General features: G+C 38.6%; 12 protein-coding genes. 5 read left to right on the plus strand and 7 right to left on the minus strand.

All coding sequences use genetic code 11. From position 1 onward, the window contains the following. The first annotated feature begins 74 nt into the window (after nucleotides 1-74). From A6E03_RS17690 to yacG, 4 genes are read left to right on the plus strand one after another with little or no spacing between them, the layout of a single operon-like run. The gene (locus tag A6E03_RS17690; RefSeq protein ID WP_065591393.1) at nucleotides 75-962 is read left to right on the plus strand and encodes an A24 family peptidase; all 888 of its coding nucleotides are present in this window, start codon (nucleotides 75-77) and stop codon (nucleotides 960-962) included. Further along, on the plus strand, nucleotides 959-1,564 hold the full coding sequence (gene coaE, locus A6E03_RS17695; protein WP_065601418.1) for a dephospho-CoA kinase: 606 nt from the start codon (nucleotides 959-961) through the stop codon (nucleotides 1,562-1,564). The genes A6E03_RS17690 and coaE overlap by 4 nt, the downstream gene beginning before the upstream one ends. A 22-nt stretch (nucleotides 1,565-1,586) precedes the next feature. After that, on the plus strand, nucleotides 1,587-2,333 hold the full coding sequence (gene zapD, locus A6E03_RS17700; RefSeq protein WP_065591357.1) for a cell division protein ZapD: 747 nt from the start codon (nucleotides 1,587-1,589) through the stop codon (nucleotides 2,331-2,333). 7 nt (nucleotides 2,334-2,340) lie between these two features. Beyond that, nucleotides 2,341-2,550, plus strand: a complete 210-nt coding sequence (gene yacG / locus A6E03_RS17705) for a DNA gyrase inhibitor YacG (RefSeq protein WP_065591358.1) — start codon at nucleotides 2,341-2,343, stop codon at nucleotides 2,548-2,550. A 42-nt stretch (nucleotides 2,551-2,592) separates the two neighbouring features. Here yacG and mutT read toward each other — a convergent pair whose 3' ends face one another. Further along, on the minus strand, nucleotides 2,593-2,991 hold the full coding sequence (mutT, locus tag A6E03_RS17710; RefSeq protein WP_065601419.1) for an 8-oxo-dGTP diphosphatase MutT: 399 nt from the start codon (nucleotides 2,989-2,991) through the stop codon (nucleotides 2,593-2,595). Nucleotides 2,992-3,080: 89 nt separating this feature from the next. Continuing rightward, nucleotides 3,081-5,804: a preprotein translocase subunit SecA gene (gene secA / locus A6E03_RS17715; protein WP_065591360.1), complete on the minus strand. Its 2,724-nt coding sequence runs from the start codon at nucleotides 5,802-5,804 to the stop codon at nucleotides 3,081-3,083. Nucleotides 5,805-6,137: 333 nt separating this feature from the next. Here secA and A6E03_RS17720 point away from each other — a divergent pair, with 333 nt between their 5' ends. Further along, nucleotides 6,138-6,608, plus strand: coding sequence for a DUF721 domain-containing protein (locus A6E03_RS17720; protein WP_255310663.1), 471 nt, complete (start codon nucleotides 6,138-6,140; stop codon nucleotides 6,606-6,608). A gap of 57 nt (nucleotides 6,609-6,665) precedes the next feature. Here A6E03_RS17720 and lpxC read toward each other — a convergent pair whose 3' ends face one another. From lpxC to murC, 5 genes are all read right to left on the minus strand, one after another. Continuing rightward, the gene (gene lpxC, locus A6E03_RS17725; protein ID WP_065591361.1) at nucleotides 6,666-7,583 is read right to left on the minus strand and encodes a UDP-3-O-acyl-N-acetylglucosamine deacetylase; all 918 of its coding nucleotides are present in this window, start codon (nucleotides 7,581-7,583) and stop codon (nucleotides 6,666-6,668) included. Between the two features lie 105 nt (nucleotides 7,584-7,688). Further along, the gene (gene ftsZ, locus A6E03_RS17730; protein ID WP_065591362.1) at nucleotides 7,689-8,927 is read right to left on the minus strand and encodes a cell division protein FtsZ; all 1,239 of its coding nucleotides are present in this window, start codon (nucleotides 8,925-8,927) and stop codon (nucleotides 7,689-7,691) included. Nucleotides 8,928-8,959: 32 nt separating this feature from the next. After that, entirely contained in the window at nucleotides 8,960-10,222 is a 1,263-nt protein-coding gene (gene ftsA / locus A6E03_RS17735; RefSeq protein WP_065591363.1) for a cell division protein FtsA, read from the minus strand. A gap of 1 nt (nucleotide 10,223) precedes the next feature. Then, complete coding sequence (locus A6E03_RS17740; protein ID WP_065591364.1) at nucleotides 10,224-10,976, minus strand: cell division protein FtsQ/DivIB; 753 nt, start codon at nucleotides 10,974-10,976, stop codon at nucleotides 10,224-10,226. Between the two features lie 214 nt (nucleotides 10,977-11,190). Continuing rightward, nucleotides 11,191-12,654, minus strand: a complete 1,464-nt coding sequence (murC, locus tag A6E03_RS17745; protein ID WP_065591365.1) for a UDP-N-acetylmuramate--L-alanine ligase — start codon at nucleotides 12,652-12,654, stop codon at nucleotides 11,191-11,193. Between the last annotated feature and the right edge of the window lie 5 nt (nucleotides 12,655-12,659).

The following is a 12,659-nucleotide window of genomic DNA, read 5'->3' on the forward strand; positions in this document are numbered from 1 at the left end:
CTCTTATCTACTTCCTTTAGATGAACTCTGATAAAATCAATGTATTAAATTATAATGATATCGGATGCACTTACATGGCTGTTTTTGATTACTATCCTTGGCTTTTTCCACTCTTTGCCACTCTATTTGGTTTGCTAGTTGGTAGCTTTCTTAATGTCGTTATTTATCGCTTACCGATAATGATGGAAAAAGAATGGAAAAAAGAATGCATTGACTGTTTCCCTGATTTAGCACCAAAAACACCGACACCAGAGAAAGAAGAAACGTTTAACTTAAGTGTTCCACGTTCTCGCTGTCCAAAATGCAATACTCAAATTAAATTTTACGACAACATCCCTGTTATAAGCTGGATCTTATTAAAAGGGAAATGTCGTCAATGTAGTAATCCAATTAGCTTTAGATACCCTGCAATTGAACTATTATCGGGTGCCATGTGTTTCACCGTTTCTTATTTCCTGCCTTTTTCTTATTTTGCTATCGCGGCGGTTTTATTTACTCTAGTACTGATTGCTCTTACCTTTATTGATATTGATACCATGCTGCTTCCTGACCAAATTACTCTCCCATTATTATGGACGGGTATATACCTTGCGTTAGTTGGGTGGAGTTCAGTCACTTTAGTTGATTCTGTTATTGGGGCAATGGCAGGCTATCTTATCTTATGGTCTATCTACTGGGGTTTTAAGCTTATCACTGGTAAAGAAGGCATGGGATATGGTGACTTCAAATTATTAGCCGCTCTTGGTGCTTGGTTGGGTTGGCAACAACTTCCTTTGCTTGTTTTATTATCTTCAGTTGTCGGGGCCATTATTGGTATAGCAATGCTTCGAGCTCAAAAAAATGGATTTGATAAAGCGATCCCATTTGGGCCTTATCTCGCTATTGCAGGGTGGATATGCCTTTTATGGGGTAATGAAATCAGCCATTGGTACTTTACTTCAATTTTAGGATTCCCAGTATGAGTTATGTTATTGCTATCACTGGAGGTATTGGCAGTGGAAAAACCACCGTTGCCGATGCCTTTCATAAAAATCATAATATTGACCTCGTTGACGCTGATATCATAGCCCGTGAAGTTGTAGAGCCTAATAGTGTAGGGTTAAACCAAATCATCGATCATTTCGGAAAGTCTATTTTATTAGACAATGGACAGCTAAATAGAACCGAACTACGGCAACGTATTTTTTCAAATCCTCATGAAAAAAAATGGACTAATGATGTACTTCATCCTTTAATTAGAGAAGAGATGCAACGACAACTCTCGTTAGCAACCTCTGATTACGTATTACTTGTTGTCCCGCTATTAGTTGAAAATCAGCTACAGTATTTGGCAAATCGAGTCCTTGTTGTTGATGTTTTAGAGCAAACTCAAATTAATCGAACCGTTAGTCGTGATAGAGTAAATCAGGAACAAGTAAAGGCAATTCTAGCTTCACAAGCTTCACGAGCAGAACGATTAGCCATTGCTGATGACATTATTAAGAATGATCACAATATTCGTGACTTAGACAATGAAATATCTCTGCTACATAATAAATATCTGCTATTGTCCAATAATGGATAAATGAAGAGAATCAATAACGACTATGAATGGATTGAGTATGCAAAAGTTTGAACATCCTTTAAATGAAAGGACTCGAATTTACTTACGAATTGAATCTTTATTTCGTAAGCTTGGTCATTCAGCCGATCTAACTCAACCTTTTGAATACCAAATATTCTTTAGCTCACTTTTTAATATGCTTGATATTTTAGAGCAAATTCAAGTTAAAGCTGATTTAGGTAAAGATTTAGAAAAACTTCGTTTACAGTACCGCTCTTGGATGAATATTGAAGGGGTTGACCAATCAGCTTTGCTTTCTGTCTTAGATCAAATCAGTCTAGTTCATAAAAATTTAATGCAAACCACTCGCCCTGGTCATTCTTTAAAAGAAGACCGTTTTTTATCCGCTTTAAAACAGAGATTTTTTATCCCTGGTGGCGACTGTTGTTTTGATCTCCCTGCATTACATCACTGGTTACACCTTCCTTTAGAAACTCGCTGTCGGAATACTCACCATTGGATGTCACAGCTACTTTCGCTGTCTGATGCACTGTCATTATGGTTGAGGCTAACAAGAGAAACGGCACGCTTTGAGCCAAAAATTGCACGTAATGGGTTTATGCAAAGTGAAATGGAGAACTCCAATTTACTCCGGTTAGAAATCCCCGTAGATAACGGGGTTTATCCAATGATCTCTGGGCATAAAAATCGTTTTGCGTTACGCTTTATATCTTTCGAAACCAATAAGAATTATGAAAAAGACATTGAGTTTAGACTTGCTGTCTGCTGAGGAAAATATGCCCGAATTAAATAATACTAAGCCTACCATCGTTAAATGCCCAACTTGCCAATCGGAAGTAATATGGAATCAAGAAAGTCAATTTCGTCCATTTTGCAGTAAAAAGTGCCAAATGATAGATTTCGGCGAATGGGCAGATGAAGAAAAATCAATTCCTGGCGCCCCTGACATGTCAGATTCCGATGGTTGGTCTGAAGATCAATACTAATAAAAAAGCGATCATAACGATCGCTTTTTTATACATTTAAGTTTAACAAAAAGACAATATCACTTTTTCTAGCACCGGAATATTGGCTTCCGGAAATGAATAGTGTTTAAGATCCGTAATCGGCACCCATAAGCCCTGCTGCCCTTCTTTACCATACGGTTCAGATTCAAATTTAGTTACCGTAAAAAAATCAAAATAAAGGGATTTTTCTGGATAATCATAATTTAACGATTCAAAGATAGTTAACTCAGTAGACAGAATTCCGACTTCTTCATTTAATTCTCTGATTATAGCTTGCTCTGCACTTTCTCCCTCTTCAACTTTACCACCAGGGAACTCCCAAAAACCGCCTTTATGCGCTTTATCTGGACGTTTAGTGATAAATATTTTGTCCTTTTTTAGGTTCAAAATTACCGCAGCAACAATATGTAATCGTTTCATTAATATCCTTTCTTTATGAAAAATGTTAACTATAAAAAAACCGCTAAAAATAGCGGTTTTTTTATTAATAAATACTCAATATCAATTAATTAAATCTTACCATGACATTGTTTGTATTTCTTACCTGAACCACATGGGCATGATTCATTTCGTCCTACCTTACGTTCATCACGAACAACAGGAGTATGTCCATCTTCTGATGTTTCACCATCATCCAACTGACTTTCAGCCTCTTGATGCTGTAGTTGCTGACGACGAGCCATTGCTTCAGCTTGTTGACGACGTTGCTCTTCCATGCGTTCAACATCTTCTTGCTGTTGAACTCGAACTTTACTTAGAATTGAAACAACATCAAATTTCAACGTATCAAGCAGACCTTCAAATAACTCAAAAGACTCACGCTTATATTCTTGCTTTGGATTTTTCTGAGCATAGCCACGTAAATGAATACCTTGACGAAGATGATCCATCGCCGCTAAGTGCTCTTTCCACAAACCATCAAGCGTTTGTAGCATGACTGCTTTTTCAAAATTACGCAGAACCGATTCGCCAACAGACTCTTCTTTATCTTTATAAACTTGAATCGCAGTTTCAATCACTTTTTCACGTAGGTTATCTTCATGAAGTTTATCGTCGCTATCTAGCCACTCTTGAATTGGAATATCCAAATCAAAATCAGCACGTAGACGTGTTGTTAACCCTTCAACATCCCACATTTCTTCAAGAGATTGCGCTGGTATGTATTGACCAAATAAACCTTCAAGAACATCTTGGCGGTTATGTGCGATCATTTCACTGATATCATCAACATTCATCAGCTCATCACGCAGCTCATAAACTACTTTACGTTGGTCATTAGCAACATCATCGTACTCAAGTAATTGCTTACGAATATCAAAGTTACGACCTTCAACTTTACGTTGTGCGTTCTCTATCGCTTTTGTTACCCAAGGGTGCTCAATTGCTTCACCTTCTTCCATACCTAATTTCTTCATCATGCTAGATACACGATCAGAAGCAAAGATACGCATTAATGCATCTTCCATTGATAGGTAGAATCGAGAAGAACCTGCATCACCTTGACGACCCGCACGACCACGTAATTGGTTATCAATACGACGTGATTCATGACGCTCTGTACCAATAATATGAAGACCACCAGCAGCAAGAACCGCATCGTGAGCTTCTTTCCACTTTGCTTTAGCGTCTTGAATTTGTGCTTCTGTTGGATCGTTTAAATTAGCGATCTCTGCTTGCCAGCTGCCACCTAAAACGATATCAGTACCACGACCAGCCATATTGGTTGCAATAGTGACGGCACTTGTTGTACCTGCATTCGCAACGATATCTGCTTCTTTTTCATGAAATTTAGCATTCAATACATTGTGTTTAATCTTTGCTTTTTTCAGTGCATCTGAAAGGAGTTCTGATTTTTCGATAGACACCGTACCAACAAGTACTGGTTGACCGCGTTCAGAACACCCTTTGATATCTTCTATGATAGCTGCAAATTTCTCTACTTCTGTCATGTAGACTAAATCACCCATATCATTACGAGTCATAGGGCGGTTAGTTGGAATAACAACCGTATCTAAGCCATAAATAGATTGGAATTCAAATGCTTCTGTATCGGCTGTACCTGTCATTCCTGACAGTTTGTCGTACAAACGGAAGAAATTTTGGAAAGTAATTGATGCTAATGTTTGGTTTTCATTCTGAATTTTTACACCTTCTTTTGCTTCAACAGCTTGATGTAAACCTTCAGACCAACGACGCCCTGGCATTGTACGACCAGTATGTTCATCAACGATAATAACTTCATCGTCTTTTACAATATAATCTACGTCTTTTTCAAACAAAACGTGTGCACGTAATGCCGCATTGATATGATGAAGTAAGCTGATATTAGCAGGAGAATACAAAGTATCATCTGCTTCCATTAAACCTTCATCTTTTAATAGTTGCTCTACAAACTCTTGACCATTTTCAGTCAAGTGAGTTTGCTTTCCTTTTTCATCTAATGTGTAGTGACCTTCGCCTCGATACTCTTCACTGTCTTCTTCATCTTGCTTAATAAGCTGAGGGATCAATGTGTTAATTTGAGTATAAAGTTCAGAGCTATCTTCTGCAGGACCTGAAATGATAAGAGGGGTACGAGCTTCATCGATTAAAATTGAATCCACTTCATCGATTACTGCAAAGTAGCGTTCACGCTGAACACGATCTTCTGCACGAAAAGCCATGTTGTCACGTAAGTAATCGAAACCAAACTCGTTATTTGTGCCATATAAAATGTCACATAAATACGCTTGTTTTTTCTCTTGAGGTGGCATATTAGGTACGTTAATACCAACTGTCATACCTAAGAATTCAAAGAGTTCACGGTTAGTTTCAGCATCACGTTTTGCAAGGTAATCATTCACTGTTACTACGTGAACACCTTTACCTGTTAGTGCATTTAAGTAACACGGTAATGTTGCTGTTAAGGTTTTACCTTCACCTGTTCGCATTTCTGCAATCTGGCTATCGTTTAATACCATGCCACCAATCATTTGGACATCAAAGTGACGCATACCATACAAACGCTTAGATGCTTCACGTACGGTTGCAAATGCTTCTGGTAATAAGCTATCTAAATCTTCACCTTGATCTAGACGTGCGCGAAATTCAATTGTTTTCGCTTTTAATTCTTCGTCTTGTAATGATTCAAATTGTGGCTCGAGTTTATTAATTTGATCTACGATTTTACGTAGCTTACGTAATGTACGATCATTACGGCTACCGATAACTTTTGTTAGAATTTTAGAAAACATAATTCCGTTGCTTCTCTTATCTCTATGACCATCTCTGATCGGTTTATCTGAAAATGTGAATCAATCACCTAGAGGAATTGCTCTAAGAAAAATACTTCTTTATATACTTATCTTATGGGGATTCAACTTTGATTTTTCAAGGCCAATTCTGATTGTTGTGTTACTAGCTATCATAAGTAATAATTAGGAAAGTATAAGCGATAACGTAAAGCAATCCTAAGCTAAATCCGTAGAGTTTGATTTCAATTCTGAAAAATTCAGATCTAATTGGCATTTATGACTTTTTCTTTGGTATTAGTCTATGAAATAGCTCCCTATATATGAGAATTCCTAATGATGCGAGACCATCGACCACAACCGGCAAATGATTTTTTTAATAATACTCGCTTTAAAGATCTCCAAGAAAAAGCGATTATCATATCTAAACTATCGCGCGTTTTAAAAGATTCATTACCCGCGGGGTGTGAGGATCATTGCCGCGTGGCAAATTATCGTCAAGGATCTTTAGTTATCGAAGTGTCTAGTAGTGTCTGGTCAACTCGAATTAATTATGAACGATTAGCGATATTATCTGCTTTTCGTCAGCATGGTTTACCCGGTTTATCCAATTTAGAAATTAAAATAAACCCCGATCTTGCTCGATCTTTTGTTGGTGAAAAACCAACAATATACAAAACAGAAAAACAAGCAAAACGAGAGTTATCAGCAGCCGCGGCCAGCGCTCTAGAAATGGTTGCAGAAACTGCGTCACCAAAACTTAAAAAACGATTAGAAAGTTTGGCTGCTTTAGCCAATAAGAAATAGCGGTATCATAGATACAAAAAAGCCAAGCAACTGCTTGGCTTTTAATTTGATGATGTATTAGGCTAGAACCATTCCTGGCTGCATAAAGGCAACTGGTGCTTCTTTTTCATCTTCAATAGTTGTCCACTCCCATGCTTCTTGATCTGCAAGAACTGCACGAAGTAACTGATTATTCAGAGCATGACCTGATTTATAAGCACTTAGTTCACCCAAAATACTGTGACCACACATATAAAGGTCACCAACAGCATCAAGAACTTTATGCGTTACAAATTCATTATCAAAACGTAACCCGTCTTCATTAAGAATTCGGTAATCATCTAGTACTATGGCACAATCAAAACTACCACCTAAACATAGGTTTTGTGATTGTAAGTACTCAATATCACGCATGAACCCAAAAGTACGAGCTCGTGAGATATCTTTGATAAACGATTGGCTTGAAAAATCAAACACGAGTCTTTGATCATCTGATTCAATCGCAGGGTGATTGAAGTCAATAGTGAAATCTAAGCGAAAACCGTTATAAGGACGAATTTCTGCCCATTTATCACCATCTTCAATGCGAACAGGTTTCTTAATACGAATGAATTTCTTCGCTGTATTAAGCTCTTCAATACCCGCAGATTGTAAAAGATAAACAAAGGGACTAGCGCTGCCATCCATAATCGGAATTTCAGGTGCATCGACTTCAATAACAACGTTATCGATGCCCATGCCCGCTAATGCAGCATTTAAGTGTTCAACCGTTGAGATTCTTACGCCTTCATCATTAACTAACGCTGTACATAAAACAGTATCACGTACTGACTCTGGATCCGCTGGGAAATCGACTGGTGGATTAAGGTCTGTACGACGATAAATTACACCTGTGTTTGCCGCTGCTGGACGAAGAGTAAGCGTGACTTTTCGACCTGAGTGTAAACCCACGCCTGTCATTTGTACGATACTTTTCAGTGTTCGTTGTCTGATCATATGCTCATCTCAACTGTAAATATGCTTGATTTCAAACCAATTCTAGAACTGGTCTAAATATTCTAGCACACAACTTTCTATAAAACCAAATCGGTTGATGTTTAATTAGTCAGCTTGACGTCGTAAAAACGCCGGAATATCTAAATAATCTTCTTTTTGATCTGGTTTAACTTGCGCAGCACCTGCATTTTGAACACCTGCCGCTGGCGACGTTGATGTTTGCGATGTTGCTGGCTTAGTTACCTGCACATTTTGTGTCGTTTTTTCTACCATAGGTTCAACTACAGGTGTTTTTACTTGTGGTTGCTGAACTGCTGGTTGCGCTGTCGATGTAGACTGAGCTGACGTTGCCGCTTTATTAGTCACTAATGTGATTTCAGGTTTTTTTTCTGTACCGATACCAGTAGCAACAACCGTTACTCGAATTTCATCAGTCATATCTGGATCAAGTGACGTACCAATAACAACCGTTGCATTATCAGATGCAAAAGCTTTTACTGTATTACCTACGGTTTCAAATTCATCAAGACGCATATCAAGACCAGCGGTAATGTTAACAAGAACACCACGAGCGCCAGCAAGATCAATATCTTCAAGTAATGGACTTGAAATCGCTTCTTCCGCGGCTTGCTCTGCTCGGTCTTCACCTACCGCAATACCACTACCCATCATTGCATGTCCCATTTCAGACATAACAGTACGAACATCGGCGAAATCGACGTTGATCATACCTGGACGAGTAATCAATTCAGCAATACCTTGAACTGCATTACGAAGAACATCATTTGCTTTTGCAAATGCTTCTAACAATGTAATACCACGACCAAGTACTTTTAATAGTTTTTCGTTTGGAATCGTAATTAATGAGTCAACATGTTTTGATAACTCTTCAATACCTTGCTCAGCAAAAGCAAGACGCTTACGACCTTCAAAACTAAATGGTTTTGTAACAACAGCAACCGTTAGAATATTTAGTTCTTTTGCGATTTCAGCAATAATTGGAGCAGCACCAGTACCAGTACCACCACCCATTCCGGCTGCGATAAATATCATATCGGCACCAGATAATACTTCTTTAATCGCTTCGCGATCTTCTAATGCAGCATCACGACCAACTTGCGGGTTTGCACCTGCGCCTAAGCCTTTTGTGATGTCTCCACCAATCTGAATCACTGTATTTACACTTGTTTTTCGAAGTGCTTGCGCATCAGTGTTAACACTAATGAACTCAACACCTTCGATTGACTCTCGTACCATGTGCTCGATAGCATTACCGCCACCGCCACCTACACCAACTACTTTAATTACTGCTTCGTCGGACATTTCCATCATCGGCTCAAACATCTGTTCTCTCCGTTCCTTCCTGTTCGCTCAGGTTAAAACTCTTTTAGTATCCAATTTTTAAATTTCTTCATTACAGTAGTAAAAGACTGGTGCTTACTTGGCACATAATCTTCATCGTCATGCAATTGACTTTCTTTACCATAATGCAAAAGCCCAACAGCGGTTGCTTGGGAAGGCTCTTTTACGTAATCTGTCAGGCCTGTCACCTCTAAAGGTTGGCCTATTCTAACTTGAGTTTGAAAAACTCGCTCTGCGCAATCAGCCAAACCTTCAATTTGTGCTCCACCACCAGTTAAAACAATACCGGCAGCAAGATGGTGCTTTGTTCCCTCAGCGCGTAACTTGTCTTGAATTGCAAGAATTCGCTGATTTACAAGGCCTAGCAGTTCAGAATACCTTGGTTCGATAACTTCTGCTAGCATTCTTCGTTGCAAACTTCTAGATGGTCTACCACCAACACTAGCTACATTAACCGTTTCATCACGATTAATATGTTCACTAATAGCACAACCATATGTTACTTTTAATTTTTCAGCATCGTTAAATGGCGTACCAAAAGCATAAGCAATATCACTAGTTACCGCATTACCAGCATAAGGTAAAACTTCGGCATGGCGTAAAGAACCGTCAGTCCAAATTGCGATATCCATTGTTCCAGCACCAATATCAACAACACACACACCAAGATCTCTTTCATCTTCTGTAATAACAGCATTACTTGATGCCAAACCAGAAAAAATGATATGTTCAACTTTTAAACCACAGCGTTCAACTGCTTTGACAATATTTCGCGCCATATCATTATGGCAGGTAATAAGGTGAACACTGACTTCCATTCTCATACCCGATAACCCGATTGGATTTCGAATACCTTTTTGTACATCAATAGAAAACTCTTGTGGAATAACATGCAATGTTCGCTGCTCATCACCAATTTTAACTGATTTTGCAGTATGAATAACACTGTCCATGTCATCTTGAGTCACTTCTTCTTCCGAAATAGACCCCATTCCTTTCTCTATTTGGCTTGCAATATGCTTGCCTGATAAAGAAATAAATACAGATGTAATGGTGCATTCAGCCATAAGTTCGGCTTGATCTATCGCTCTTTGAACCGATTTAACTACCGATTCAAGGTCGTTAACTCCACCTTTATCCATTCCTCGAGAGGGACACGACGCAGAACCAATAACGCTCACTTGGCCATCAGGTAAAACTTCGCCAACTAATGCTGACACTTTGTTTGTACCGATATCTAAACCAACAATAATACTGCCTTCTGGCGTTTTACTCATGTCAATTCTCTTCTTTATCTTCTACATTGCCAGGCTTCCACCCAACAGCTGCGCCAGTATCGTAACGAAGATCTATATAATCTATCGAATTCTTTTTATTTTCTAATTGCTTATATAAAGCAATAAATCGTTCAATTCTTTCTTCTCTAGCATCTCGTCCAAGCTCAAGTCGAATACCACTATCCAACACAACTTGCCAAGATAAACGATCTGTTAATGCAACACTGCGAACGCTCACATGCAATGGTGCAAATTGCTTTTGTAATTGATGCCAGAAAGCCAGTACTTCTTTGCTATCACTTTCAGGACCAAATAATGCTGGTTTCTGTTCAGTTAAATCACTCATCGGTGCATTAAAAACAATGCCTTCCGGATTAACAATGACTCGATTGTTCCATGTAGCTTCCGGCTTGTGCTCAACTACGAACACTTTAATCGTTTCTGGCCATTGTTTTCTAACTGATACTTGTGCAATCCACGGCAAAGATAATAAAGCGTTTTGCAGCTTATTCACATCTTGAGTCATGAAGGTTCCAATGGAATCCATTGAATCAATTGCTTCACGAATATCATCAGCAGTAATATGTTTTAATTGCCCCTGGATGATCATATGAGATAGAGGTAATCGATCTTCATCAGTCATCCAACTTACCGTTGAAATTACAAGCCACAATGAAATGATCACGACTAAGAAAAGAAAAAGAGCACCTGGTAAGTGTTTTCTTATTTCTTCTTTATCAAATGATGTCTTCATTTTGACCATCTTTAATCATATTCTTTTCACAATAGTCCTAAAACTAGCATCAATATAAAGAATCTCTTTATGATGATGCTAAAATAAACTCTACTAATAATTATAGGGTGCAAAAACCCTCTATCACAATCTCTAATAGCATATTATTAATACAATGAGGATTCTATCCCATAATTCGTCTTTTTATTAGAAGTTCTAACTAATTAAACAATAATTATCCAAACTCTTTCATTGTCTCGATATTTAACTTCATGGAAGCAAGATGTTTTGCTAGTTTACCAATATCACCAGCACCTTGAGTCAGAATTAAGTCACCTTCTTGAATTATATTCGCTAACACTGGTGGCAACGCATCAATACTAGGAACAAAAATAGGATCTATTTTCCCTCTTCCACGAATAGTTCGGCATAACGCCCTACCATCAGCACCTGCAATTGGCGTTTCTCCTGCAGAATAAACATCAAGCATGATTAGAACGTCAACGTTATCTAATACATTTGCAAAATCATCATATAAATCACGAGTTCGGCTATAACGGTGAGGTTGGAATATCATAACTAAACGCTTATCAGCCCAGCCAGCTCTCGCCGCTTGGATAGTAACATCCACTTCTGTTGGATGATGCCCATAATCGTCTACTAACATCGCTAAACCATTACCAGTGTCAAATTCACCTAGTTGATCAAAACGACGTCCAGCACCTTCAAAGTTAAGCAGCGCTGAAAGAATAGCACTGTCTTCAACATCTTCTTCTGTAGCTACTGCTATTGCAGCCGTCGCATTCAAGGCATTATGTTTACCAGGAATATTAAGTACAATATCTAAATCAGTTCTGTCTTTTCGTTGTACTGTAAAGAAACTCTGTTGAGCAATTTGACGGTAATTTATTAAGCGTACATCTGCATCATCTGAGAAGCCATAAGTGATAACTTGACGACTAACTCGAGGTAATAACTCTCTTACCACATCATCATCAATACACATGACAGCTTGACCATAAAATGGCAGGTTATGAAGAAAATCAATAAAAGTTTGTTTTAACACTTCAAAGTCACCGCCATAAGTATCCATATGATCGGCTTCAATGTTAGTGACAATACTTACCATTGGCTGAAGGTGTAAAAATGACGCATCACTTTCATCAGCTTCGGCAATAAGGAAACGGCTTGAACCTAAGCGTGCATTAGTTCCGGCATTCTTAACTAAGCCGCCATTGACAAAAGTAGGATCTAAACCCGCTTCTGAATATATTTGAGTCGTTAATGCTGTTGTTGTTGTTTTACCATGAGTTCCCGCAACCGCAATACCATGGCGATAGCGCATCAACTCGGCCAGCATTTCTGCACGACGGATCACCGGAATTCGACTTTCTTTCGCAGCGACAATCTCGGGGTTTGTTGGATCGATAGCCGTTGAAACAACCACTACACTTGCTTTCTCAACATTACTCGCTTGATGACCAAAAAAGATGTTTGCTCCTTTTTGGGCTAATCGAACCGTAACTGTATTCTCAGCCAAGTCTGACCCACTAATATGATAGCCTTCATTTAGCAAGACCTCAGCAATCCCACTCATTCCAGCTCCGCCAATACCAACAAAGTGAATGCATTCAACTCGGCGCATTTCAGGGATCATGGTTCTAATTTCAGCTAATTGCAGTTTCTGATCTTTTATCATTCTAA

It is taken from the genome of Aliivibrio sp. 1S128 (genome assembly GCF_001691065.1).
Taxonomy (GTDB): Bacteria; Pseudomonadota; Gammaproteobacteria; order Enterobacterales; family Vibrionaceae; genus Aliivibrio.